We start from the raw sequence: 25,283 nt of genomic DNA, 5'->3' as shown, positions 1-25,283 counted from the left end.
GATTATTGTCCATGGTCTAGCCTAGAGTTGTTTTAGACTGCGTAAGGAGAGAGCATGGGTGTTGTCACATCTTACCTGAGAATTATTTTACTGATTCTGGGCGTACTGGCTGGTATTCAATTACCGGGCTTTGTTGATCAATACGGCAAAAGTCTTAATGCTCATCTAATAGAGTCAGAGAAAAGCCTTGATGCATTCAGAGATGAAGCAGAAAAGTTTTTTGACGGTGATATCGAACAGCTCATTGCTCACTATGAGGCCAGTGACGATATTGTCTTCCGGGAAGGCGGGCAAAGCATTAGCGTTATATACACACGCCACCAGCTATTACTCAGTGCGTTGAATGAATTTAATGAAAGTGCCTGGAACGCTTATACTCAGGCTTTTATTTCTCCTGTACCAGATATACAACAGGAAGTCAGAAGCGACTTTTCCTACACTGTTAAGCTGAACCCGGGCGCTATCCTATTTGGCTTGGTTTGCGGCTTAGTGCTGGCTATTGTTGGTGAATTATTTATTCGTTTGTTGGCGCGCCCCTTTCGACGATCGCAGCACAATTAAGCCCACTCGGCATGGTCCCGTAATTCAAGCCACTATTGGACGCTAAGCGGCTTTTGCAAAAGGCGTCAGCAACATCATTTGTGGAGTGTTGCAGTAATAGTGCCCCCTGCAAGCCTACCGCCATTTTGTCCGCAATAGTCCTTGCCTGATATTGCAGAGTGCTTATATCACTAAATTCAGATTTTAAGCTACGCACAAAGGTATCAAAGTGTCGATCCGCTCCCTGAGCCTTCTCTAATTCAGTAAAGTACGCATCGAGAACCTCCGGCTGTTTTTCAATTGCACGCAAAATATCAAGGCACTGAACATTGCCGCTGCCTTCCCATATCGCATTCACCGGCGACTCCCGGAATAAACGCGGCATAATATGGTTTTCCATAACACCGCTGCCGCCAATGACTTCCATCGCCTCGTAGGCATGGTTCGGTGTACGCTTGCAAATCCAGTATTTGCCAACGGGTGTGGCAATGCGGGACAACAGCTTTTCATGCTCGCTGTTCTGGTTGTCCATTGCTCGGGCAATGCGCATGGTGTATGTCATAGCTGCTTCACTTTCTATTGCCAGGTCAGCCAGCAAGTTTTGCATGAGCGGTTGTTCGCTTAACCGGGCACCGAAAGCTTCCCGATTCGAGGCGTGATGGATGGCTTGAGCCACAGCTTGGCGCATGCCGGACGACGAGCCAATCATGCAGTCGTAGCGAGTGGTAGCAACCATTTCGATAATCGTGCGAACACCGCGACCTTCTTCGCCGACCATCCAGCCCAAAGCTCCGCGCAACTCGGTTTCGCTGGAAGCGTTGGCGGCATTGCCCATTTTTTGTTTCAACTGCTGTATTTGTAGCGGATTTTTTGAGCCGTCGGGACGCCAGCGGGGGACTAAAAAGCACGATAAACCATTTGTCGTTTGTGCTAATACAAGAAAAGCGTCACACATAGGTGCTGAAACAAACCATTTGTGTCCAATGAGCTCATAGGCTTCCCCTGAGCCTTGTTGACTAATGGCGTAAGCGCGAGTCGAATTTCGACGCACGTCAGAGCCACCTTGCTTTTCGGTCATCGCCATACCAATCGTCACGGCGCTTTTTTCGGTATGAGGACGATTGTTTGGGTCATAAACGCGGGCTGTGATTTTAGGCGCCCACTCTTTGAGTAAATTGGGTTGGTGGCGCAGAGCCGGAAGAGCGGCAAAGGTCATCGTAATAGGGCAGCCGTGCGCGGCTTCGACTTGAGTATGCAGGTAATATTTTGCGGCGCGAGCCACATGAGCTCCCGGTTTAGGGTCGCTCCAGGGGCTGGCATGCAACCCATGCTCAATGGCGGTTGTCATTAATTGGTGATAACTGGGGTGAAAGTCGACCTGATCAATACGATGCCCATAGCGGTCGTGAGTTCTCAGCTCCGGCGGATATTTGTTTGCCTGAAACCCAAGCTCAATACTTTCACGTTGACCGACCAGTGCACCAAAAGCAATAAGGTCAGAATAGGCCCAGCTGGCTCCCTCACGTTCGACCGCCGCTTGAAGCGCCTTGTCAGCTAAATAGAGATTATAGTTTTCTAAAGGCTCCGGCTGGTTTTCAACTTCATGCGTGCTGGCCATGAACTCATCGGCTTTTGGGTATTGTTGCGTCATGTTTCACTCCTTATTAGCTTGAGTGAAGCAAGTTAAATTACCTTCGTCAATACACTAAAGGTTGCCTTTTGAGCGTTTTTTGATAACAGTTAGAAGCATAACGAAAAATAAAAAGAAGCTAATTTTGCGCCAATACCTACTACGAACATTTTTTCTAACGCTGGCCTGGTTACTCTTGTGGCGTGTTGCCGCTGTCATGGAGTACGGCCCCCACGCCAGTATTTGGTTTCCACCGGCGGGTCTGACATTTGCGGCTTTTTTGGTCATGAGTTGGCGAGCGTTCCCGGCAATACTGCTGGGAGGTGTTATTACCACGTTGTGGGTCTCGGATTTATACGGTGATCTAACGCCTGTTAAAGAGTTGCTGGTTACTGGTGTGAGTTTTGGAGTAGCTCATACGGTGCCTTATTTCTTAGGGGCGTGGTTATTGCGCTCCAAACTACTTCGCTTAGGCAGCCACGGTTTGTCTAACACCATTATGACGTTTTTAGGTATTGCTGCACTGTCATCATTTTGCGCGGCGTGGTTGGGTACTGAGGTCATGATTTCCGGTAATTTGCTTCAAGCTGAGGCGCTTTGGTACACCTGGCTGCCTTGGTGGATAGGGGACTTGAGTGGCGTTATTGTGCTCACGCCTATTTTCATTGCGTTGGTGAGTTGGCGCTACCCACAAATAGAACGCTGGTTAGGCGGCTTAAAGTTTACCGAAGGTGGGGGCAGTTGGTCGTCCTTTTCTACAAAGTTGCTAATTATTGTCATTATGCTGGCAGTTTGCTTAGTCATTTCTATGTTTTCCAGCTATGAAGAGGCTGCCTTTCTGGTCTTCTTTTTAATTTTACCTTTACTTTGGATTTCCTATACCGAGTCGCCATTAAAAACCGCTATAGCACTTGCTGTTTTTAGTACCATTACGGCCTTCTCTATTGGTCTATTGGGGTTAATGGACTACGCAATTGTGTATCAGTTTGCGGTCACTGTTATAGCGTCAACGGCATGGTTTGGATTAACGGTTCCGGCGCTAGTCGCACATAATCAATACTTGACGCATCAAGTGTCGCAAGACGGTTTAACAAGCGCGGCCTCTCGTGAACACTTTATGCAACAAGCGGACTTACTACTGAAAATGGCTCGGCGACGTAACAAACCTATTTCAGTCATTATGTTTGATCTCGATAAGTTTAAATCAATTAATGACACTTATGGTCATATTGTTGGTGACTCAGCGCTTGTTGAAATTACCAATGCGGTCAATGCGCAGTTGCGGGAGTCGGATGTACTCGGTCGCTTTGGTGGTGACGAGTTTATGATTTTACTCCCTGATACCGATCAAAGCCATGCTGTGGGTGTTGCGCATAAACTGAGAGAGGGTATATCGAAAATAGTCATACCATCACTTGCAGAGCGTTTGTCATGCAGCTTTGGTGTGGCACAGGTATCAAAAAATGAACATATTATGGTCGCTGTTGACCGGGCTGATAGGGCGTTATTACAAGCAAAGCGAAACGGCCGTGATCGCATAGAAAAGGATGCTGTATGACTATTGTATCTATGCAAGCCACCGCAAGAGCATCTGTGACATTCTCGCACGGCAAGTGTCTGTTGCGGATTATCAAGGGGTGTATCATCTATAGAAAAATGGCACTTAAAAGTGCCATTTAATCAATAAATTCGGGTTTTTCTCGTTAACACCATCAATATAAAACTTGTTGCGCCAGTAAACGTACTCGACACCAACGTAAAGTGGCGCAGACAGGTCAAAATAAGGCGCTAAATTCCACTTGAGCTGTGAAGTGAAGTTCATATTAGCCGGACCGATACCGCTAATACCAGAGGCGTAATCTAAAAAGCCATCGTACATCCATTGGGTTTCACCAACAGAGAAAGGTACTCCCCAAGACAAGGTCACTTGGTAGTTGTTGTCGAAACCATCATTGTTTCTCCTGTACGCATCAACTTCAAAAAACTGAAAGCCAGGTATATCGAAAGCTGCGCCTATGCCATAAAGGTAGTGAGTAAAACCGTCACCAACTTCTGCGGTCGTGGTAACGCTTAAATTGTTGACGATGTTGTCTTCAAACTGCACGAAGTAGACTTCCGGAGAGACCTCAATATAGGTTTCTGTATCGCCGTTATCAGATTCTAAACGGTCGGCGAAAGAGAAGATCTTGCCCCAACTGTACCCGCCAACGTACTCAAGAGTGATAACCTGGCGGTCAGGGTCGCCAACTTCATAGTCACTACCATTTAAGTAGGTGAGACTGGTGTCCGACCAATACTTTTCTGCGGTTGCTGAAAAAGGCAAAGCCAAAAGAATGAACAAAGAGAAAACGATGTGTTTCATGGATAAAGCGCCTAAACTTTAGTCAAGTTTGCAAAAACGGAGCGATTATACGCAAGCTGTACTGTAAATTTAAAGAAATATCTGCGATTGCGGGCTGTTATTATTCAATCGAATTCGTTACATTACAAAAAGCTAACATCTCTACTGAGTCGCTGAGGTAATCAAGCGCGAATGCGTGATCAATTTTTGTTTAAGCAGTACATAAATACGTTAGAGTCAACTGCGCTTTGTGCCCGACTGTCGCCGTCTGGTCACATTCGGTGGTTAAGTGACTCCATGCATAAGCTGCTCGATATTCACTACCTAAAACAGACCACAGCGTTTCGTGATTTCCTGCACCCTGACAACAGACAGCATGTAACAGAAGTTATAAGCTATGCAATTGAATCGGGTAACAGCTGGAACGGTACGGTTTGCCTTGAAAGCAACACACGCACGAACTGGTGTCGCTGTATGACCATTCCACTTTACGACGAAGCGGGTACGCTAAATGAACTGGTTCTGTTGTTTCAGGATATCTCACGAGAAGTTCACCTTAACGAACTGCTGCAAGAAGCGCGCTATGATCGGGTAACGGGGTTACCAACCAGAGTTGACTTATTAAACGACCTGAAACGTGTAAAAGCACAATGTCTGGCCGTACTTGATATACGAAAATTCCGCAGTTATGCGGACTTCTATGGTTTGGACTTTGGTGACGAGTTGCTTCGTAAATTCAGTTTATGGGCACAGAAGCAGCTAAAGCCAAACCATATTAATATTTATCGCTTGTACAGTGACAAGTTTGCGCTCATTCCTGATTTTCGAATGATACCTACGTTGTTTGAAAGTCACTTACTGCACTTTTATGAAGCCTTGTCTGACCTTAAGTTGGAAGTGCGTGACGTTGAGGCGAACTTGGACGTGGCCATAGGTATGGGGGTCGGTGACAGCAAGCATCTGCAGCTCGCAGAGAGTGCTTTATCAAAAGCTAAGGCAATTTATTCCGGGCACAAAATAGAAGTCGTGCGAGAGCGTGAGTTCTTAAAAGAAAACAAGGTTAATTGGATTCCTAAAATTCAATCCGCCATCACCGATCACCGCTTTGTGAACTATTACCAACCAATTAAAAGCACCTCGAACGAGCGTCCGAGTTATTATGAAGCGCTGGTGAGAATGCGTGACAACAACAGTGATTTACCTCCGGGAATGTTTCTAGATAAAGCAAAAACGACTCGTTATTACTGTGAAATTACACGTTCAGTCATAGAGCAAGCGGTGTTAGCGTCTGAAGAATTTGGTGTTGCGATATCGGTGAATTTATCGATTGAAGACATACTCAACGACAAAACCGTAAATTTCATACGGTATGTGCTCATGGAGCACAAAAAAGCTAAGCTGATATTTGAAATCACCGAAACGGAATCGACCGAGGATTTCGAAAAAGTTCAGACGTTTGCGCAAGAGGTAAGACAGCTGGGTGGCCAAATTGCGATTGATGATTTTGGTGTAGGATATTCGAACTTCTCCCGACTAATTAGTCTACGTCCAGACTACCTGAAAATTGACGGCAGTATTGTTCAGAATGTTTTATATGACGAGACCAGTGCCAGCATTTTGAATGGCATGATTAGCATTTGTAAGGAATTGAATATTCCTATTGTTGCCGAGTTTGTTGAAAATGAAGAAGTTAGCAGCTACTTGTGTAGCCAGAACATCGAGTACTTGCAAGGCTACTACATTGGCAAACCAAGCCCTGAAGTAAACCGACTACTAAACTGATTTCCCTATGACTGATTTTATAGAAACTTACGATAATGCATTGTCGTCAGACTTTTGTAAGCAGTTGATTGATACTTTTGAGAGTTCCGGACACACTTTTCAAGGCCGCACTGGCGGTGGAGTGGATGTGGAGAAAAAGTCGAGCACAGACTTAATGCTCAACTCTCACGCAGAGTATCAAGATTTACTGCTGAAAATTCAAAAAGCGACAGCAGACCATGCACTGCAGTACTTTAAAAAGTATCATTTTGCACTAATTGCGCCGGTCGCACTGACACTGCAACACCCTAAAACTCAACAACCAACGCCTTTGACCCATGAAAATTTTGACGAAATAGCCAAAGGCAATGAAATGGCGATTATGCAAAAGCTGTTTCGGGTAGGCGCCATTCAAATGCAACGCTATCGTAAAGGTGAGGGCAATTATAACTACTGGCATTGCGAGACGTTTCCGCAAAAAGGCTCGACCGAGCCACTGCATCGTGCTTTGTTATTTATGTACTATTTAAACGATGTGGAAGAAGGGGGGGAGACTGACTTTTACTACCAGGAGCGTTCGTTAAAGCCCAAAGCCGGACAAATGGTTATTGCTCCCGCGTATTTCACCCATACTCACCGTGGCAGAACGCCAGTGTCTAATGACAAGTACATTCTTACCAGCTGGATTCTGCATAGCCGCGCCGAGCAGTTATTTGGCGCCTAGTTGCTCGATGCATTAATGTGCTTTAAGGCATAAAAAGCCCCGGCTTAACGATTAAGCCGGGGCTTTTTATTGAGAGCACCTTACCCTTTATTCTTCGTCACTTTGAAGAATCGTGACTTCACCCAGGTTCAACTCGCGAACCTTATCTTCAATTTCAGCTAAGTCACCAACAATAACCCAGGTCATTGCGTTTGGCGTTAACACCTTGTCGGCGCTTTGTTGAATATCATCCAACGTTATAGCGTTAATACGCTGGCCATAAGACTCAAGATACTCAACGTCTTTGCCTTTGTTAAAGGTACTGACTAGACCGCCTAACAAGGCACCTTTGGTTTCATAAGCACCAGGCAGTTTAGCGGTTTTGTTCGCTTTAACTTTAGCAAGTTCGTCGTCAGTGGCCGGCTTGTCGTCTTCATACTGAGTAAACTCTTTGACAATCTCCTGAATAGACTCTTGGGTCTTGTCGGTTTGAACCGGCGCAAGCGCCATCAATAGTCCCGGGCCTTCGTTGTCTAGCCAAATAGAACGTGCGCCGTAAGACCAACCTTTGTCTTCGCGAAGGTTCATGTTTAAGCGACTGGTGAAGCTGCCGCCAAGAATTGTATTCATGACATCGACAGTGTCGGCGTTATCGACCTGACCCGAAGGTGCTAGCTGACCCGCTATAATCAGTGACTGCGGTGTTCCTGGCTTATCAATTAAGAACACTCGGTTTTCGTCTGACGCAGCAGATGCATCCAAGGTTTTTTCAGGTTTAGGCGTTGCTGGAGCCTGCCAGCTGGCGAATTGCTCTTCCAGCAGAGATTTAGCCTGCTCTACTGTGGTATCACCTACAATAACCAGTTTTGCGTTATCCGGGCGTAGCCAGGTTTGTGCGTGCTCAACTAAGTCGTCACGCGTCAAAGACTTAATAGACTCGACTGTACCAGAGCCTGTTAATGGTTGGCTGTAAGCATGGCCATCACCAAACATTAAGCCTGGCAGAACTCGCAAGGCCTGAGTTTGAGGGCGAGCTTCTTCTTTGCGAATACCTTCAATCCAGTTTGAGCGCTTACGTTCAATTTCTTCTTCTGAGAAAGCTGGGTTTTGCAGCACGTCATTCATAAGCCCCAGACTTTCTGCAAAGTTAACGCTCAGTGTGTCCATACTAATGCGCGAGCTATCCAGGCTAGCTGATGCATTCAGGTTAGTCCCTAAAGACTCCAGACGTTCACTCAACTCTAGCGAACTCAGACTCTCAGTACCTTCTTTTAGCATCGACATAGTGTAACTTGCCGTGCCCAGTTTGCCGCCAACGTCAGAGGCGTAACCACTGTCAAAGACTAAGCTCATTTCGATGGTTGGCGTATCGGTACGTTGTGCTAAGTAAACGTCTAAGCCATTCGATAGTGTAAATTGTTCAACTTCCGGCAGCTCTAATTGTGGTAAGTCACCCACGTTCGGAAGCTCAGAACGATCAGCATCCGTTTCCTGCGCCGTGTAGTTTGGTTGTGGAACAACGTTCAGAACGAAATCACCGCTTGAAAGCCACTGTTGAGCCGCATTTTGAACGTCACTAACGGTTGCTTGCTTGGTCCACTCCATTTCCTGCGCGTAGAAGCCAGGGTCATCGTGGTAGACAGCGCCAGAGGCTAGAATGTCTGACTTACCACCGAAACCACCTACTTTTTCAGCGCGGCGGACAAAGTTCGCTGTATTACTGAATTTAGTGCGTTGCAGTTCAGCTTGGGTAGGCCCTTCTTTAATTAAGCGCTGTAACTCTTCATTAATAATTGCTTCAATTTGCTCGAGCTCAACGCCCGCTTTGGCATCGGCGGTAATCATAAACTGCCCGGCAAGAGTACGACCATATTGGAACGCGCCGACTGAGCTGGCAATTTGCTCTTCGTATACTAAGCGCTCATAAAGACGTGAGTTTTTACCATTAGCAAGGATGTCGGCAAATAGTTCAAGGTATTCGGAGTCAGCCGTACCCATTTGCGCGGTATTCCAAACTTTATATACACGAGCGGCTGGAACACGGTCTTCCATAGTCGCTCGTTTAGTTTCATTGCGCTTAGCAACCCAGGCTTCTTGTTTTTTCAGAGGCTTGCCCGGACCAATATCTGCAAAATATTTAGTCACTTTCTCTTTAGCGGTTTCAACATCAATATCACCGGCTAAAACTAATACCGCGTTTGCAGCACCGTAATAATCTTTAAACCATTGATGGACGTCGTCCAAAGTTGCCGCATTTAAGTCTTCCATGGAGCCAATAACCGACCATGAATAAGGGTGACCTTCCGGGAATGTTTGCTCGGCAATGTAGCTCCAGGCTTTACCGTATGGCTGAGCTTCGCCCTGGCGCTTCTCGTTTTGCACAACGCCACGTTGTTCGTCGAGTTTTTCTTGAGTCACAGCGCCTAACAAATGACCCATGCGGTCCGACTCCATCCATAACGCCATATCAAGCGCAGGAGTCGGGACATTTTCAAAGTAGTTGGTGCGGTCATTGTTGGTGGTGCCGTTCATTTCGGTTGCACCAGCACGCTCGAAGGGACCGAAGTACTCATCGTCGTAGTTTTCAGTACCATTGAACATCAAGTGTTCAAACAGATGGGCAAAACCAGTTTTACCGGGTTTTTCGTCTTTAGAGCCAACGGCATACCAGACGTTAACAGCAACAATTGGCGCTTTGCGATCTTCATGCACAACAACGGTTAAACCGTTATCTAAAGTAAAAGTCTCATAATCGACTTTAACTTCTGGAAATTGTGACTGGCTAACGGCCGTGGTGTTATTAGCAGAGCTGGTTGACTGACAGCCGCCTAATAATACTGTTGTCACTGCCACTGCAGTGAGGGTTTTCATCATTTTCATCGTTGTTCCCAATTTGTTTTTATAAGCTCGTCTACTATACGAAAGGACGGCTTGTTATGCTCATGAAAAGGGCTATTAAATTGTAACGAAATTAAACATATTGAAATGATGGAGGGTTGTTTGTGTGAAATAAGGTCTTAGTCAAGTCTTTTAATTACACAGACAATCAAGGATAATTGCGCGCGGTTTGCAGCAAATAGATACGGTATCTTGTGAGTAAGACGACAGTTATAGCAATAGCAGGGGCTTCAGCATCAGGTAAAAGCTTGTTTGCCTCAACGGTTTATCAGGAGTTAGTGGCCGAACTCGGCACTGACGGTATCGCCATTCTCGCCGAGGATGCCTATTACCGCGACCAAAGTCATATGACAATGGAGCAGCGCGTTCTTACAAATTATGACCAGCCTGCAGCGTTTGAGCATGACTTGCTCATGCAACACCTCAAGCAGCTGAAAGCTGGCGAAGCAGTCGAAATGCCACAATACAGTCACAAAACACACACTCGCTTGCCTGAAAGTATTAAAGTCGCACCGGCAAGGGTGGTTATGGTTGAAGGTATTTTGCTGCTGACGGACGAAAAGCTTCGCGAACAGTTCGACATTTCCGTATTTATGGATACGCCGTTGGATATTTGCTTGCTGCGTCGTATTAAGCGCGATATTGAGGAACGTGGCAGAACACTACAGTCTGTTACTGAACAGTATGAGCAGTACGTGCGCCCGGCGTTTTTTGACTTTATTTTCCCATCCAAGCAGTATGCAGATCTTGTTGTCACTCGCGGTGGCCAGAACGAAATAGCCATTGACATTATAAAAACAAAAATACGTCAGTTGCTGGCGGAATAAACTGGTTTTCTTATGAATAGTATTCTTGGCATTGCCATTATTTTTCTCGTTGCTTATTTGGTTTCTACTAACCGTAAAGCTATCCGCTGGCGCACCGTTCTCGGTGCGTTTGCTATTCAAGTGGTGCTTGCCGGATTTGTACTTTATGTGCCTATAGGGCGCGAAATGCTGTTTGGGTTCGCGCAAGGTGTTTCGACCGTTATAGGTTATACAAAAGCGGGTATCGATTTTCTTTTTGGCAACTTAGCGTCCGAAGACTTTGGTTTTGTGTTCGCCATTCAGGTGTTGTCCGTTATTGTCTTTTTCTCATCACTTATTTCAGTGCTTTATTACTTAGGCATTATGAAATGGGTCATTCGCATACTAGGCGGTGGCCTGCAAAAACTGCTGGGTACCAGTCGCCCGGAATCAATGTCGGCAGCAGCTAATATTTTTGTGGGGCAGACTGAAGCGCCTATGATGGTGCGGCCCTTCATAGGCACTATGACCCGTTCGGAATTGTTTGCCGTGATGGTTGGCGGAATGGCGTCCGTTTCAGGCTCCGTATTGGCGGGCTATGCGGGCGTGGGTGTTGAGCTGAAATATCTAATCGCGGCAAGCTTTATGGCAGCTCCGGCAGGGTTCCTCATGGCAAAAATGATGATTCCTGAATGCGAGAAGCCACGTAACGACTTAGAAGAAATAGAAGTTGAAGAAAATTCAGCAAACGTGATTGATGCCGCTGCACAAGGCGCGTCCAGCGGTTTGCAGCTAGCCATGAATGTGGGTGCAATGTTGTTAGCCTTTGTGGCACTTATTGCATTAATTAACGGCATTTTTGGTTGGGTCGGTAGCTGGTTTGGTTACGCGGACTTAACTCTGCAAGAAGTCTTTGGCTACGTCTTCCAGCCGGTTGCCTATGTATTAGGGGTCAGTTGGGACGAAGCGAACCTGGCTGGTAGCTTCATTGGCCAAAAGCTGGTTATTAATGAATTTGTCGCCTACCTGGACTTTGTGAATTATAAAGACCAAATGAGTGAGCATTCGCAGGTCATTATTACTTTCGTGCTTTGTGGTTTTGCGAACTTCTCATCTATTGCTATTTTGCTTGGTGGGCTAGGTGGCATGGCGCCGAGTCGTCGTCATGATATTGCCCGACTGGGTATGAGAGCTTTATTGGCAGCGACACTCGCCAATATGATGAGTGCCGCTATTGCAGGGTTCTTTGTTTCTCTAACCTGATAAAACCCGGGAGACCGCAATTAACTGCGGTCTCTCATGACACCTTCCTGAATGGTCGATGCGACCAAAACACCGTCTCTGGTATAAATCTGACCACGTACAAGTCCACGCTGCCCGCTGGCCGAAGGACTGTCTATTGCGTATAACACCCAGTCATCCATGCGGAAGTCCCGGTGGAACCACATAGCATGGTCAATGGTAGCAACTTGCATATTAGGTTGCGCAAAACTGACGCCGTGAGGCTGCAAGGCTGTCGGTAAGAAGTTAAAGTCTGAGGCATAAGCCAATAGGTATTTATGTACGCGAGTATCCGCAGGCATGTTGCCGTTGGCTTTTAACCAAACATAACGCTTAGGTTCATCTTTCTCGGGTTTAAATGGGTTATAGGGTGTAACAAAGCGCATTTCTATCGGCTTTTCGCAGATAAACTTATTTCTCAGCGGCGCTGGGATAAGCTCTTCATGCTCGCGATAAATATCCAAGTCAGAAACCAAGCCTTCGGGACCCGGAACCTGTGGCATCACATCTTGATGCTCAAACCCTTGCTCCTGTTGTTGAAACGAGGCTGTCATGTAGAAAATAGGCTTGCCATATTGAATGGCCTGCACCCGTCGTGCCGAAAAGCTTTTGCCGTCACGAATATTTTCTACGTCATAAACAATGGGCTTTTTTGCATCGCCCGGACGTAAAAAGTAGCTGTGAAACGAATGACTTACACGCTCTGGCGGCAGTGTTTCCTTCGCAGCAGATAAAGCCTGCCCAATGACCTGACCGCCAAATACGGCACCAAAGCCTAAATCCTGACTTTGGCCACGGTAAAGACCATCTTCAATGGTTTCCAGTGTCAGTAGGTTCAATAAGTCGTCGAGTACCTTGCTCATTTCCTGCGTCCTGTGATGCTGGTTAAAACTTAAGTCTTATTGATCTTAAACGGTTTTTCCGGACTATGTAATATAAAGTAAGAAAATAACGATTATAGTGGATTAACTGAGCATTTAGCGCCCAGTATGTTGGCACAAGTCTTTGATTTGTGTTTGCATAGAAAGCACTTTATGTGGCTCAAACGATTCAAATTGTCTATATTAGAAGTATCGTTTGGCTTAACAAAACGCTTAAGAAGCGAATGGGAGAGTATCTATGTCAGGCAAAGACAGTCTGAAAACCTTAAGTACATTAGAGGTTAACGGAAAAACCTTTCATTACTACAGTTTGCCGAAGGCGGCAGAAGCTCTAGGGGATATTTCTAAACTTCCGGCTTCAATGAAAGTGTTATTAGAAAACTTGCTGCGAAATGAAGACGGCAGCACAGTGAATGAAGACGATTTAAAAGCCATGGTCGATTGGCAGAAAGATAAGAAAATTGACCGTGAAATACAGTATCGCCCAGCGCGTGTTCTTATGCAGGACTTTACCGGCGTGCCGGGCATTGTCGACTTGGCGGCCATGCGTGACGCGGTGGATAAAGCAGGGCACAACCCTGAAACCATCAACCCGCTGTCGCCTGTTGATTTGGTCATTGACCACTCGGTTATGGTCGACAAATACGCAAGTCCCGAAGCCTTTAAAGAAAACGTTCGCATTGAAATGGAACGTAACAAAGAGCGTTACGAATTTCTGAAATGGGGACAGGGCGCGTTTGAAAATTTCCGTGTTGTACCGCCAGGCACAGGTATCTGCCACCAGGTGAACCTGGAGTACTTAGGCAAGAGTGTCTGGACCAAAGAGGAAGACGGTAAAACCTTTGCGTTCCCGGATACGTTGGTCGGTACCGACTCGCACACCACCATGATCAACGGTATTGGTGTGTTGGGCTGGGGTGTTGGTGGCATTGAAGCGGAAGCTGCGATGCTTGGCCAGCCTGTGTCTATGTTGATTCCTGAAGTGGTTGGTTTCCGTTTAACCGGTAAACTCAACGAAGGTGTGACTGCAACGGACTTGGTTTTAACTGTTACGCAAATGCTGCGTGAAAAAGGCGTAGTTGGTAAGTTTGTAGAGTTTTACGGTCCAGGTTTAGACAACCTGCCACTGGCAGACCGTGCGACTATATCAAATATGGCTCCAGAGTACGGTGCAACCTGTGGCTTCTTCCCGGTGGATGATGAAACACTGCGTTACTTCCGTTTGTCTGGCCGTGATGAAGAGACCATTGAGCTGGTTGAAAAATACAGCAAAGCTCAGGGCTTATGGCGTGACAACGACAACGAACCAGAATACACCGATTCGTTGGAGTTAGATCTAAGCGATGTGACAGCATCGCTTGCAGGACCAAAACGTCCGCAAGATCGTGTCAACATGGAGCAACTGGGTAGCAACTTTGACCTGATTCTTGAGACAAACGGTCAGTCAGCTGAAAAAGATAAAGAAGTACCAGTAAAAGGTAAGGATTACAGCTTGTCACATGGTGACGTTGTTATTGCTGCTATTACCTCTTGTACGAATACGTCAAACCCAAGCGTTATGATGGCAGCGGGCTTATTAGCTCAAAAAGCCATAGAAAAAGGGTTAATGCGTAAACCGTGGGTTAAGTCGTCACTGGCACCTGGTTCGAAGGTGGTTACTGATTACTTGGCGAAAGCAGGTCTGGACGAGTACCTCGATAAACTCGGCTTTAACCTTGTGGGCTATGGCTGTACGACCTGTATTGGTAACTCGGGTCCACTGGACGATGAAATTACTGAAGCGATTCAGGAAGGCGACTTGACGGTTTCCTCAGTGTTATCCGGTAACCGTAACTTTGAAGGGCGTGTTCACCCAGAAGTTAAGGCAAACTGGCTGGCCTCACCACCGCTAGTCGTTGCTTATGCGTTAGCCGGTACAACTCGTACTGACTTAACCAAAGACCCTATTGGTAAAGACAAAGACGGAAACGACGTATTCTTGAAAGACATTTGGCCAAGCAGCGCTGAAATCTCAGAAGCGGTGAAAACGGTTGATAACCAAATGTTCGGCAAAGAATATGCTGAAGTCTTTGCGGGCGACGAAGAGTGGCAGAACATCAGTGTCGCTGAGGGTAAAACCTATAATTGGCAGGATGAGTCGACCTACGTTAAGAACCCACCGTTCTTCGAAGGTATTGATAAGCCATTAGAAGGGCCTAGTGACATAAAAGACGCAAATGTTTTAGCGGTGTTTGCCGACTCGATTACCACCGACCATATTTCACCAGCGGGTTCTATTAAGCCAGACTCTCCTGCGGGCAAATACTTGCAGGAAAACGGTGTGGCCGTGAAAGATTTCAACTCGTATGGTTCGCGTCGTGGTAATCATGAAGTCATGATGCGCGGCACATTCGCCAATATCCGTATCAAGAACCAAATGCTCGACAATGTTGAGGGGGGCTTTACTAAGTTCATTCCAACAGGCGAGCAAATGCCAATTTACGACGCTGCCATGAAGTACATGGAAAATGACACACCATTAGTCGTGTTGGCAGGTAAGGAATACGGTACGGGCTCTAGCCGAGACTGGGCAGCAAAAGGCACTCGTTTGCTGGGCGTTAAGGCTGTTATCGCAGAAAGTTACGAGCGTATTCACCGTTCTAACCTAGTTGGCATGGGCGTTCTGCCACTGCAATTTGCAGACGGAGAGAGCGTTGAAGAGCACAAGCTTACTGGTGAAGAGCAAATTTCGGTATTGGGACTGAGCGATGACCTTAAACCGGGTCAAATGCTGGACGTTGTTGCAAAACGCAAAGACGGTTCAGAGGCTAAGTTCAAGGTGAAATGTCGTATCGACACTGGTAACGAAATGAACTATTACAAGAACGGCGGTATTTTGCACTACGTACTGCGTCAAATGCTTAAGTAATCGTCAGCTGAAATGACAAAACCCCGGCTTTTTAGCCGGGGTTTTTTATTGGCTATTCGTTAACAGGTAACGGCACTACAAATTAAGCGCTCTGCCGCCATCAACTTTTATCGACTCGCCGGTTAGAAATGGGTTGTCACGTAAAAAGCGGACGGTGTCTATCATTGGCTCTAATCCACCTTCTACCTGTAAAGGTGTTTCGTCCAGCACCTGCATTTTATGTTCGTTGTCGTGTTCCGGAAGGAATAAAATCGGTCCTGGTTGAATGGCGTTCACACGTACATCCGGTGCTAATGCTTTCGCAAAGGCCTGAGTCATATTGGCTAAGCCGGCTTTCGCTGCGCAGTAAGCAATGTAATTAGTGGAAGGTTTGTCGGTGTATATATCCGTAATGTTGATTATAAGCCCATTGTCGGAATTCGACAGCTGTTGTTGTAAGCCGGTAATAAGCAAATAGGGGGCAATATTGTGTACCTGAAAGACGGTTTCAAGCGCTTCTGAATCGTTGTCTACGCTGTCGTTATCGAAAAAACAGGACGCATTATTAATCAACAAGTCCAGTTTGGAGCCACTTTTCTTAATTTGAGTAACCATCTCTTTAACGTCGTGCTGGCGTGCAAAGTTCGCTTGAATGGGCTCTGCACCTAATTGACTCAGTTCATCGACACCGTCTTTTGAGCTGTTGTAATGTGCAAATACTTTGTAGCCGTCTTCTATAAGTGCTTTGGCGACTTCAAAGCCGAAACGGCGACCAGCGCCGGTAACAAGTGCGGTTTTTGTCATGAGGCAAGCCCTAACTCTGTGGTCAGTGATTGTAAATAGTCTGGTACGTCAGGGCGTTCATCAAGAAGCCCTAAAATATCGATATCGATGGTTCTGTCTTTTTTGCTTCTTTCCGGGTCACTGCGGTCGCGACCCAGAGCTTCTTCTATTTGGTTAAATTGCTGCTTTAGCTCATCTGAGCTAAGCGGTGTATCGATAATAAATAAGGCGTTGAGAAAACCGTTGTTTGTATCAATATCAACAGGCTTCGTGGCTATGTTTTGGCTGAACAAGCAGTCGCCGCTGAGCGTTCGTAACTGTTGTTTTGCGTGATGGATGTTCATTTCAGGATCGATATTCGACCCCAGGCTGCATAAATACTTCATAAGTTAAAAGCCACTAAACGTAAAAATTATGTTGTGTCATATACGGTGTACAGCGTAAAACAGATGACCCCGTGAAACAGTTGAAATTGCTATAATTGGCTGATAGCCTGAAATTTCAACTTGCGTTGGCGAGCAGATGTCTTAATGACAAAAAACAAAAAAAGCTTTAACTATTGCTATATCTTGTTTTTATTTTGTTTTATTGGCTTTCTGCCAACGCCAACCCTTGCGAATGAATCAGCTCACCAGCTTACCATTGAAGGGCCTACTTCAGTTATTAAAGAAGGGTACTTTAATGTCTCAGTGTCTGCAAAGTCAGAGCAGCAAAAGCTCGACAAGTTAACGATTGAAGTAGCGACAGACGCAAGCTTTACTGAAAGCCAGAAACAGTTTCCTGCACTGGGTGACTTTTCCACCATATCGTTAACCGGGTTTTCAAATGGCAGTTATCACTTAAGAGCCAAAGCCGAAACCAAAAGCGGCGAGTCGCTGGTCAGTAATGTTATTCAGGTTACCGTTAAGCATTATCCTCTGTGGCAGGCGCTGACACTATTTTTTATTGGTTTAATTATTTTTGTGGCCGTCGTAACCACGTTGCTTTTACTTCATCGTAAATGGACACACTCGCGGCACCATCCCCATGACTGAATTTGCACTGGACACAAGTACCGGCATTCTCATCATTGTGCTTTTTGGCCTGTTTTGGATAGGTTTTGGGTATTGGCTGGGTCGCAAAAATAAAAGCCATGAAGACTTTGCGTTAGCCGGCCGAAACGTCGGTTTTGCTTTTGCAGCGGCGACGGCGATGGCAACCTGGGTGACCAGTAATACCACTTTGGTTGCGCCGCAGCTGACGTTCCAGTTTGGCGTGTGGGGCATGATAGGCTACTCATTTGCAGCGCTGGGGCTTATTTTGTTCGCCCCCATGGCGAAACGCATTAAACAGCTGCTGCCTAACGGTTATACCTCAGGTGACTTTATCCGGCTGCGCTATGGGCAGTTTGCCTGGGTTGTGTTCATTATTATTTCTGTGGTCTATGCATTCGGCTGGTTAATCAGTCTTGGCATGGCGGGTGGTATTCTTCTGGAGTCTTTAACCGGGCTCGACTACCACATCGGGATGACCACAATTTTGATCATTTGTGTGGGATATACCTTGTTTGGCGGTATGCGCGCGGTTATCGCAACCGACTTTATCCAGGCTCTCATTATTATCGCTGGGGTCAGCTTTATTGCCTATTGGCTTATTGACAATATCGGTCTTAGCAGTATTCATGAAAATTTGACAGCGGAGCACCCAAAACTGCTGGATGTCCTATTTCCTGCCGCCGTTATGTTCTTATTTAATAATATTTTCTTTGGTCTGGGTGAGATATTTCACTCCAACGTATGGTGGTCACGGGCATTGTCGTTTAAAAAAGGTGTCGCTTATAAAGCCTATTTGACCGGCGGGTTAATGTGGCTGCCTATACCTATTGTTACTGGTTTTATTGCTTTGGCGGCCCCGCAGCTGGGCATATTCCCGCCGAGCATGGACATGATAGGCCCCACGGTTGCTGCTGCGGTGTTAGGGAAAGCTGGCGCGGTTATCGTTTTTATCGTGATATTTTCAGCCTTAGCGTCCAGTCTTGATTCTTTGCTGGCTGCGACCTCAGATCTGGTTACACAAGATATTTATCACAAAAAGCTAAAACCAGGTGCGTCAGATAAAAACCTGATGCGGTTTAACCGAAGCTGTATTTTAGGGCTTGGTATTGTGACCTGGCTTTTCTGCCTTCCAAAAATAGCCACGCTGGGGGCATTACTGAATTTTGCCGGCGCTTTTGTGGCAAGCACTATCTGGCCAATATTACTGGGGCTTTATCATAAGAAGCTGACCGGTACTTATGCAGCAATAGCTATGGCAGCGGGTACCGCGTGCGGCATGATAGGGTATTTCATCATCGGGTTTTATGTGGCTGCGCTGGTGTCGTGTGCCGTATCGGGCGTGATATGTGCTGTGGGTATTATGACCAGCCAAGACAGCTTTGACTGGAACCAGCTGCAGGAGGAAGACGCACATGCTAATGAGTGAGTCGGTATTCGAGTGGATGATCATCATCGCATTGATCCTCAGCTGCGTAGCGCCTGTAATACTTCTGGTGCTCTGGGTAAAAGATTTAATTTCAAAAACAATATGGTAATTCTATGAATATAAAGGATGTATCCTTCGAACGTGAGCGCCCGGATGTCTGTGGTGATGCCCACCCGAAGGCGTTGTTGAAAGCCATTCAGGAGGACGGCGATTACCTACTGAAACTAGCGAATCAACACATCGTGTCGGCTGATCAGTTTTCTCAGCAAGGCATGTTGCAGTTGTTTCGCTTGGCGGCAAAGTATGAAGCTAATCCGCGTCGTTTTAGTACGTCGTTACAGGGCAAGATTCTAATCAGTGCTTTCTACGAGCCCAGCACTCGTACGCGGCTGTCTTTTGAGAGTGCCTGGCATCGGCTAGGCGGCGATATTATGTCAATAACCGACCGCTCAACTACTGGTATCGCAAAAGGCGAGTGTTTGTCGGACATCGCTGAAATGTTCAATAATTACGGCGATTGCGTGGTGCTTAGGGACAACAACGAGACCTCGTTAGAGGAAATGATCGATTCGCTGCGTATCCCAATTATCAACGCCGGTAACGGTGCCGATGAGCATCCAACTCAGGCGCTGTCTGATATGTACGCGATATTTAAATGGCGTCCTGACTTAGTCACCGAAGAGGCGGAAAAAGCGTCGATAAAAGTCGGTATTATTGGCGTACCGGACAAAATGCGCACGGTCAGAAGCTTCATTAAGTGTTTAACCAAATTTCCTAAAGCTATTGATGAGCTGGTCATTATTCATGATGAGGCTTCAACAGAGCAATTATTTGGTAGTGAACAAAAAGAACAGGTAGAGCAGGCGGGGATAAAAATTCGCAGTACCAGAGAGCTCGATGAGGTATTACCAGAGCTTGATGTGGTTTATATCAATGCCATTTCATGGGAAGGTAATTCAGTGAATACGTACGGCAGTGAGTTTCACTTGTCGGCAAAGTCGCCACTAAAAGAAAGCGCCATTATTTTGCATCCACTGGCGCGTGGTGAAGAACTTTCAACGGACTTAGATCATACGCCTCATAACTGGTATTTCAGTCAGGCCAGAGGGGCAGTGTTTTTACGTATGGCGCTACTGACCTGCATGGTTCAGCGAGCTGAGCGCGTCATTGATGTCGTTTAATACGAGGAAAAGCAAAGAATGTGCGGAATTGCTGGCGTTTTTCATCACCAAACGGAAAGAGACATTGATCCTCAAACTCTGGTTAACATGGCAGCGATTATGCATCATCGCGGTCCTGATGGGTTTGGTTACAAGATTCAACCAGAGCGCGGCGTAGGCTTTAGTCACGCTCGCTTATCTATTATTGACCTCGATGAAAATCGGGGACGTCAACCTTTTATGTCGGCAGATAAACGCTTAATGCTGACACATAATGGCGAATTTTATGATTTTAAACGTATTCGGGCTGATTTAACGGCGCGCGGTGCAAACTTTAACAGTAAAAGCGACTCAGAAATTGTTTTGCACTTGTTCGAGCGTTATGGACTGGAAGAAACGCTAAAAGAGCTGCGTGGCGAGTTTGCATTCGGTTTGTTTGATGCCGAAGACGATAGTCTGTATTTAGTGCGCGACCGTTTCGGCATCAAGCCATTGTACTGGACGGAAACCGAGCACGGCGTGGTGTTTGGTTCGGAGCTGAAAGTTTTATTTGCGCACCCGGATGTTAAGCGTCAATTCTCGGCGGAAGGTTTATATCACCAATTAATTCAGGTCATGGTGCCGGGCTCTACAGCGTTTGAGGGCATAAACCAGGTGCAACCGGGCTATGTCGTTAAATTGCAGCGTAAAAACGGCAAAGTGGTTGCGTCAGAGCATAAATACTGGGACGTCGACTTTCCTCCCGAGCACAGTTACCCGGGGGCTGACGTCGATGAAGAAGAGTACATTGAAGGTGTCCGTGCCAAGTTATTAGAGGCGGTCCAGCATCGAATGACCGCCGATGTACCGGTCGGCTGTTATTTGTCAGGTGGTATCGATTCGTGTTCGATACTGGGGCTGGCTTCCGCGTCAACTCAAACTTCCGTAAAAGCCTTTACCATTGGTTTTGACTCGGACGACTACGACGAAACACCAATAGCGAAAGAGATGGCGGAAGCGACCAACGCTGACCATCATATTATGCGACTGAATGCGAACGATCTTTACGATCACTTTGTGAAAACCCTATGGCATACAGAGCGAACTATATACAACACGCTGGGTGTGGCGAAGTATTTAATGAGTCAGCAAGTGCATGAAGCCGGCTATAAGGTGGTTATGACAGGCGAGGGCTCGGACGAGCTCTTTGCGGGCTACCCGGCGTTCCGTAAAGATATGTTCCTGCATGGTCTTGACCATTTGCCGGAAGTTGAACGAGTTGAATGGCAGGAGTTACTGGAAAAGAACAATGCCTTATTCAAGGGCGCTATGCTGGCTCGCGAAGAGTTTGTCAGTGACGCGTTCAATAAGAAAATGGGTTTTACCCCAAGTTGCGTGCAGCCTTGGTTGTCCTGCTCGTCAGTCGCTTTACCATTAATGTCGGCTGAGAAGCGTCAGCAGGTCGAGCATTATGACCCGAGCGAAGCTATTGCGGATACTTTGGATGAAACCATGCTGGAAGGCCGTCACCCGTTAGACAGAGCTCAATATGTATGGATAAAAACCATGCTGGAAGGGCAAATACTGACCTGGGGTGGTGACCGCGTCGATATGGCAAACTCGATGGAAGCGCGTCCTGCGTTTCTTGACCATCATTTGGCGGAATATGCGTTTACTGTGCCGCCGCATTTACGTATTAAGGGCAACAAAGAAAAGTATGTACTGCGTGAAGCGATGAAAGGCCTCTTGCCGGAAACCCTGTATAAGCGTGAAAAGTTTGCCTTTATGGCACCGCCTGCGCATACCGATCCGGAAAAGTGGAAAGCTGTAGAAAAGCTCGCTGAGCAGTTCTTAAGTAAAGACGCGGTGGAGTCTGCAGGGTTACTCGACTATGACGAAGTGGTTAGAACCTTTGAGCGTCATCAGGACGAAAACGTACCTAATGAAGAGCGTGTACAGCTGGATGCAGTGATTAATCACATGCTGGGTGTTCAGGTATTGCACCATCACTTTGTAGCAACAGACGTGCCTCAACAAGCAGCACAGCGAGCAAAAGAGCTCGGCTGGACTGCTTAGTTTTCTAACTTTTTAATCACCGGTGACTGCAGAAATGTAGTCACCGTATCCTCTCTCTTCCATGTCTTCCAGTGGAATAAACTCTAACGCTGCCGACGGTTGCTCACCACCAGGGTTTTCTTCGGTGCCGCCAGCGTAACCGGACACCACTTCCCGCACACCGCTCAGCTGCTCGAAAGCTTCTTCCACACACCAAAAACAGCCACCCGCAAATGTGGCGACTTTTTCATTATTTTGCTTTGTTGGCTCAGTATTTTGTGCCATGCTGAAACAAGAAAATAACAGTGTGGCACTAACAATAGTAATGAGCTTTTTCATGGCAAACTCCAAACGCCAGGGTTAATACTTTATAGACCAACTTTTATGAAAAAGATTACTTACTCAATTATTCTCACCTTAAGTTGCTCTTTACCGAGCCTTGCAGCCGAGCAGGAACAAAAGGACGACGAGTTTTGGCTGGATGGATTCAGGGTCGGTTTAGGTGACACAGTCGATGCAACCGCACTGTGGTTTGACGGCCTTTTTGGTGATGGCGAATTTGAAGACGACTACCACCGCTCGTATGGGCGCCTTTCGGTAGCACCGCAGTGGGACGAATACGACGGTTTTGAGGTTAAGTCGCGGTTTCGTGCTCGTGTTGCATTGCCTAACCTCAAAGATAACGTGTCCGCGTTTATCGGGCGTGTTGATGACGACGAGTTTTTAGACGAAGAGTCAACGGGTAAACCGTCGGTGATACGCTCGCCTGAATCTGACCGAGAATGGTTGGTTGGATTGGGGTTTGACCCCGAGATACATGAGGGGCATCGAGTATCGTACAGTGTCGGTATCCGCGGTGGCTTGCGCTTTGATACTTACGTGAGAGCACGCTATATGACGGGCTTTGTCATATCGGACAAACAGCAGCTTAAATTTCAGTCGGCAGCATTTTGGCGAGATAGCGATGGCTTTGGCGTCTCGCAGCGTTTCAATTATGAGTCGGCATTAGATGAACGTTGGCTGTTACAGTGGGGGGCATTAGGTACTTTTGCTGAGGAAACAGAAGGACTGCGCTGGAGCTCAACTGCACGCCTATATCACTTATATAACGAAGATAAGGCCTGGGCAACGGAGACTTGGATAGAGGGGCAAACTGACCACGAGGTGCCTATTAGTGACTATGGTTTACGGCTATTAAACCGACAGCGCTATTTAAGAGAATGGTTTTTTGTTGAAAGCTGGGTGGGCTATCACTGGCCTCGTAATCACTTACAAGAGCAACGGCAAGGCCAGTGGTTAGTGGGTATTGAGTTCGAAGTTCACTTTGGTACTACAAACGCCTACATGCCCGATGCCGAAAAGCGCAAATCCAATACTAATGGATCATGGTCTGATGAACGATAAGGCGTTGGTTCATAAAAGTCCGCATTACGGTAGTCATAAATCCACGGTTCGTCAGCGTTAAACGGTAAATGGTAAACGCCTGAAACATTGTCTTTTAGGGTATCGGCCACAAAGATATGGTCAAGCGCGCCAGCCTGGCTGTCATAAACGTAGGAATAGTCAGTTGCCTTTGATGGATTATGAAAGCCGTTTTCTGAAAAGTAACGAATAGGATCTTCTTTGTAATAGGCGTTAAAGTCACCCAGTAATACCGCATTCGGGAAGGCTTCTTCTGCAATCCATTCAGTCAGCTGCTCCGCAGATTTTACCCGCAAGTCGTTCCAGCAAGCTTGTCCGTCATTTTGGTTGCTATTTGGGCTTTCGTTGTCTTCCGGACAGCTTCCTTTGGACTTAAAGTGGTTAACGATAACAGTAAACTCTTCGCCAGTGTTTTTATCTTTCAGTGTTTGTGCCAACGGCGGGCGACTTCCCCAAGCGAATGCACCGGATGTGTTAATTAATGCGTGAGAAGACGCAGAGACAGTATCTTTGTTGTATATCAGTCCAACGGTTATTTGGTCACCGCCAATGCGCTGAGCTTGCGGTTCAGAGATGTAATAAGTGACTGAACCGGACTCGTTTAGCGCATCGACTAGCTGTCGAATGGCACTGTGCTTGCCAAAACCGTCATTCTCAACTTCCATAATACCTATGACATCGGCGTTTAATGCGTTTATTGCCGACACTATTTTGGTTTGTTGCCGTTTCATTTCTTCTGGCGTATCGGCGCCGCGTGGCGTTGGAAAGCCTTGCCCCTGGCCATTACCATTAAAGAAATTTAACACGTTAAAACTGGCGACTCTTAGTGTGCCCCCGGCTTTTTCGGGAGTGTCAGAAACAATCGGTTTTCCGGGCCCTTTGAGTTGCGGCGTGTCTAATGGCTGAAACCGATAACGGTTATTAAATTGACTGACTACGCCAACTAACGGCTCTATTTCAGAGCCTGTACGTAAACTCTTCTGAGGACCTGAAAATAAACTGTCAAAAGGCAATGGGCGAGGCTCTTTTTGGTTGCTATTGTCGTCCATTTGAATGCGATTGAGCTCGTTTTTTGCTGACAGTTCACGGGCTTCGTCACCAGGATTAACAACCTGCGACGGTGTCCATAAACGACCCGCAGAAACATCTACAAAGCCGTAGCGCGAGTAATTGTAATTGCCTGAAACGGTGAGAGGCTCATTATTACTACTGGAAAGTGTTACGCGCATGCCTTCGACACGCTCAAAGTCGCTTTTATCGGCTGCAGGCAGAGTAAACTGAGTGGCTGCCGGTAAAGCATCAAGAGACCCACAGGTAGTCAGTTCGTTAACCTCGGTTAAGGTAGTGACATCGTTGATTTCCTGAATGACTCCGGAAAGAACAATAGTGTCCTTGGGCGACACGTTACTAATGTGGTTGTCTGCTTGCACGAATAAGCCTTCAGACGTCTTGTCATTGTCGTCAGCGTCATCTGGCGCACTTTCAATAAAGAAGCCGCCAAGCTTTTTTTCGGCTTGCCAGCTGGCCGTTACGATACCTCTCACCGTGACGCGAGTGTCGACCATCGGTGAGTTAAAGCTGCTGCCCTGAACGGCATTAATGGGCGTAATATTTGGGTTGTCGGTTTTACAGACATCAGCGGCTGCGGCAAATGGAGAGGCCGCAGCTATTAACGCTGTGATGAGCGAAGCTCGTGTGAACAGTGAAGCAGTCATAA

At 46.7% G+C, this 25,283-nt stretch carries 20 protein-coding genes; 12 read left to right on the top strand and 8 right to left on the bottom strand.

Annotated elements, in window-relative coordinates:
• Positions 1-54: 54 nt before the first annotated feature.
• Complete coding sequence (locus BLT32_RS00790) at positions 55-561, top strand: DUF2937 family protein (protein ID WP_053952408.1); 507 nt, start codon at positions 55-57, stop codon at positions 559-561.
• Here the strand turns inward: BLT32_RS00790 and BLT32_RS00785 are convergent.
• A complete protein-coding gene (locus BLT32_RS00785) occupies positions 515-2,191 on the bottom strand; it encodes an isovaleryl-CoA dehydrogenase (RefSeq protein WP_053952407.1) in 1,677 nt (558 codons plus the stop codon). The two genes, BLT32_RS00790 and BLT32_RS00785, sit on opposite strands and share 47 nt — an antisense overlap.
• Before the next feature lie 124 nt (positions 2,192-2,315).
• On the opposite strand from BLT32_RS00785, the gene BLT32_RS00780 reads away from it, so the two are divergent.
• Positions 2,316-3,728: a sensor domain-containing diguanylate cyclase gene (locus BLT32_RS00780; RefSeq protein ID WP_053952406.1), complete on the top strand. Its 1,413-nt coding sequence runs from the start codon at positions 2,316-2,318 to the stop codon at positions 3,726-3,728.
• 105 nt (positions 3,729-3,833) lie between these two features.
• Here BLT32_RS00780 and BLT32_RS00775 read toward each other — a convergent pair whose 3' ends face one another.
• Positions 3,834-4,532 carry a hypothetical protein gene (locus tag BLT32_RS00775; RefSeq protein ID WP_053952405.1) on the bottom strand — a complete coding sequence of 233 codons (699 nt, stop codon included), beginning with the start codon at positions 4,530-4,532 and terminating at the stop codon, positions 3,834-3,836.
• Between the two features lie 171 nt (positions 4,533-4,703).
• Here BLT32_RS00775 and BLT32_RS00770 point away from each other — a divergent pair, with 171 nt between their 5' ends.
• Positions 4,704-6,293 (top strand): sensor domain-containing phosphodiesterase, encoded by a 1,590-nt coding sequence (locus BLT32_RS00770; protein WP_053952404.1) that lies wholly within the window; start codon positions 4,704-4,706, stop codon positions 6,291-6,293.
• Positions 6,294-6,300: 7 nt separating this feature from the next.
• Complete coding sequence (locus tag BLT32_RS00765; RefSeq protein ID WP_053952403.1) at positions 6,301-6,996, top strand: 2OG-Fe(II) oxygenase; 696 nt, start codon at positions 6,301-6,303, stop codon at positions 6,994-6,996.
• Between the two features lie 87 nt (positions 6,997-7,083).
• Here BLT32_RS00765 and BLT32_RS00760 read toward each other — a convergent pair whose 3' ends face one another.
• Positions 7,084-9,855 carry a M16 family metallopeptidase gene (locus BLT32_RS00760; protein WP_053952402.1) on the bottom strand — a complete coding sequence of 924 codons (2,772 nt, stop codon included), beginning with the start codon at positions 9,853-9,855 and terminating at the stop codon, positions 7,084-7,086.
• 212 nt (positions 9,856-10,067) lie between these two features.
• On the opposite strand from BLT32_RS00760, the gene udk reads away from it, so the two are divergent.
• Both udk and BLT32_RS00750 read left to right on the top strand, forming a co-directional pair.
• Entirely contained in the window at positions 10,068-10,700 is a 633-nt protein-coding gene (udk, locus tag BLT32_RS00755; protein ID WP_053952401.1) for a uridine kinase, read from the top strand.
• A gap of 12 nt (positions 10,701-10,712) precedes the next feature.
• A complete protein-coding gene (locus tag BLT32_RS00750; RefSeq protein ID WP_053952400.1) occupies positions 10,713-11,921 on the top strand; it encodes a NupC/NupG family nucleoside CNT transporter in 1,209 nt (402 codons plus the stop codon).
• 20 nt (positions 11,922-11,941) lie between these two features.
• Here the strand turns inward: BLT32_RS00750 and tesB are convergent, their stop codons facing one another.
• Positions 11,942-12,802: an acyl-CoA thioesterase II gene (gene tesB / locus BLT32_RS00745; RefSeq protein ID WP_053952399.1), complete on the bottom strand. Its 861-nt coding sequence runs from the start codon at positions 12,800-12,802 to the stop codon at positions 11,942-11,944.
• Between the two features lie 256 nt (positions 12,803-13,058).
• On the opposite strand from tesB, the gene acnA reads away from it, so the two are divergent.
• Positions 13,059-15,728, top strand: a complete 2,670-nt coding sequence (gene acnA, locus BLT32_RS00740) for an aconitate hydratase AcnA (RefSeq protein ID WP_053952398.1) — start codon at positions 13,059-13,061, stop codon at positions 15,726-15,728.
• A 75-nt stretch (positions 15,729-15,803) separates the two neighbouring features.
• On the opposite strand, the gene BLT32_RS00735 is transcribed toward acnA, so the two are convergent.
• Complete coding sequence (locus tag BLT32_RS00735) at positions 15,804-16,511, bottom strand: SDR family NAD(P)-dependent oxidoreductase (protein WP_053952397.1); 708 nt, start codon at positions 16,509-16,511, stop codon at positions 15,804-15,806.
• Positions 16,508-16,876, bottom strand: a complete 369-nt coding sequence (gene folK, locus BLT32_RS00730; protein ID WP_053952396.1) for a 2-amino-4-hydroxy-6-hydroxymethyldihydropteridine diphosphokinase — start codon at positions 16,874-16,876, stop codon at positions 16,508-16,510. Before folK ends, BLT32_RS00735 begins: the two co-directional genes overlap by 4 nt.
• 144 nt (positions 16,877-17,020) lie before the next feature.
• On the opposite strand from folK, the gene BLT32_RS00725 reads away from it, so the two are divergent.
• The 4 genes from BLT32_RS00725 (at position 17,021) to asnB (ending at position 22,165) form a co-directional block, all read left to right on the top strand.
• Complete coding sequence (locus BLT32_RS00725) at positions 17,021-17,524, top strand: hypothetical protein (RefSeq protein ID WP_053952395.1); 504 nt, start codon at positions 17,021-17,023, stop codon at positions 17,522-17,524.
• Positions 17,517-18,950 carry a sodium:solute symporter family protein gene (locus BLT32_RS00720; RefSeq protein ID WP_053952394.1) on the top strand — a complete coding sequence of 478 codons (1,434 nt, stop codon included), beginning with the start codon at positions 17,517-17,519 and terminating at the stop codon, positions 18,948-18,950. Before BLT32_RS00725 ends, BLT32_RS00720 begins: the two co-directional genes overlap by 8 nt.
• A 113-nt stretch (positions 18,951-19,063) precedes the next feature.
• Positions 19,064-20,131 (top strand): aspartate/ornithine carbamoyltransferase family protein, encoded by a 1,068-nt coding sequence (locus BLT32_RS00715; protein WP_053952393.1) that lies wholly within the window; start codon positions 19,064-19,066, stop codon positions 20,129-20,131.
• An 18-nt stretch (positions 20,132-20,149) separates the two neighbouring features.
• Complete coding sequence (gene asnB / locus BLT32_RS00710) at positions 20,150-22,165, top strand: asparagine synthase (glutamine-hydrolyzing) (protein ID WP_053952392.1); 2,016 nt, start codon at positions 20,150-20,152, stop codon at positions 22,163-22,165.
• A gap of 12 nt (positions 22,166-22,177) precedes the next feature.
• Here the strand turns inward: asnB and BLT32_RS00705 are convergent, their stop codons facing one another.
• Entirely contained in the window at positions 22,178-22,483 is a 306-nt protein-coding gene (locus BLT32_RS00705; protein WP_053952391.1) for a peptide-methionine (S)-S-oxide reductase, read from the bottom strand.
• A gap of 45 nt (positions 22,484-22,528) precedes the next feature.
• Here BLT32_RS00705 and BLT32_RS00700 point away from each other — a divergent pair, with 45 nt between their 5' ends.
• The gene (locus BLT32_RS00700) at positions 22,529-23,548 is read left to right on the top strand and encodes a hypothetical protein (RefSeq protein ID WP_053952390.1); all 1,020 of its coding nucleotides are present in this window, start codon (positions 22,529-22,531) and stop codon (positions 23,546-23,548) included.
• Here the strand turns inward: BLT32_RS00700 and BLT32_RS00695 are convergent.
• On the bottom strand, positions 23,485-25,281 hold the full coding sequence (locus BLT32_RS00695; protein ID WP_053952389.1) for an ExeM/NucH family extracellular endonuclease: 1,797 nt from the start codon (positions 25,279-25,281) through the stop codon (positions 23,485-23,487). The two genes, BLT32_RS00700 and BLT32_RS00695, sit on opposite strands and share 64 nt — an antisense overlap.
• Positions 25,282-25,283: the final 2 nt, after the last annotated feature.

Origin of the sequence: Idiomarina zobellii (assembly GCF_900100855.1) — a bacterium.
Lineage (GTDB): Bacteria > Pseudomonadota > Gammaproteobacteria > Enterobacterales > Alteromonadaceae > Idiomarina > Idiomarina zobellii.
This window is presented reverse-complemented; position numbering and strand designations above follow the sequence as displayed.

Bases quoted from the DNA above. Each gene is read 5' to 3' on its own strand.
- BLT32_RS00790 (WP_053952408.1), top strand. From the start codon at position 55: ATGGGTGTTGTCACATCTTACCTGAGAATTATTTTACTGATTCTGGGC.
- BLT32_RS00785 (WP_053952407.1), bottom strand. From the start codon at position 2,191: ATGACGCAACAATACCCAAAAGCCGATGAGTTCATGGCCAGCACGCAT.
- BLT32_RS00775 (WP_053952405.1), bottom strand. From the start codon at position 4,532: ATGAAACACATCGTTTTCTCTTTGTTCATTCTTTTGGCTTTGCCTTTT.
- BLT32_RS00770 (WP_053952404.1), top strand. From the start codon at position 4,704: ATGCGTGATCAATTTTTGTTTAAGCAGTACATAAATACGTTAGAGTCA.
- BLT32_RS00765 (WP_053952403.1), top strand. From the start codon at position 6,301: ATGACTGATTTTATAGAAACTTACGATAATGCATTGTCGTCAGACTTT.
- BLT32_RS00760 (WP_053952402.1), bottom strand. From the start codon at position 9,855: ATGAAAATGATGAAAACCCTCACTGCAGTGGCAGTGACAACAGTATTA.
- BLT32_RS00750 (WP_053952400.1), top strand. From the start codon at position 10,713: ATGAATAGTATTCTTGGCATTGCCATTATTTTTCTCGTTGCTTATTTG.
- tesB (WP_053952399.1), bottom strand. From the start codon at position 12,802: ATGAGCAAGGTACTCGACGACTTATTGAACCTACTGACACTGGAAACC.
- acnA (WP_053952398.1), top strand. From the start codon at position 13,059: ATGTCAGGCAAAGACAGTCTGAAAACCTTAAGTACATTAGAGGTTAAC.
- BLT32_RS00735 (WP_053952397.1), bottom strand. From the start codon at position 16,511: ATGACAAAAACCGCACTTGTTACCGGCGCTGGTCGCCGTTTCGGCTTT.
- folK (WP_053952396.1), bottom strand. From the start codon at position 16,876: ATGAAGTATTTATGCAGCCTGGGGTCGAATATCGATCCTGAAATGAAC.
- BLT32_RS00725 (WP_053952395.1), top strand. From the start codon at position 17,021: ATGACAAAAAACAAAAAAAGCTTTAACTATTGCTATATCTTGTTTTTA.
- BLT32_RS00720 (WP_053952394.1), top strand. From the start codon at position 17,517: ATGACTGAATTTGCACTGGACACAAGTACCGGCATTCTCATCATTGTG.
- BLT32_RS00715 (WP_053952393.1), top strand. From the start codon at position 19,064: ATGAATATAAAGGATGTATCCTTCGAACGTGAGCGCCCGGATGTCTGT.
- asnB (WP_053952392.1), top strand. From the start codon at position 20,150: ATGTGCGGAATTGCTGGCGTTTTTCATCACCAAACGGAAAGAGACATT.
- BLT32_RS00705 (WP_053952391.1), bottom strand. From the start codon at position 22,483: ATGAAAAAGCTCATTACTATTGTTAGTGCCACACTGTTATTTTCTTGT.
- BLT32_RS00700 (WP_053952390.1), top strand. From the start codon at position 22,529: ATGAAAAAGATTACTTACTCAATTATTCTCACCTTAAGTTGCTCTTTA.
- BLT32_RS00695 (WP_053952389.1), bottom strand. From the start codon at position 25,281: ATGACTGCTTCACTGTTCACACGAGCTTCGCTCATCACAGCGTTAATA.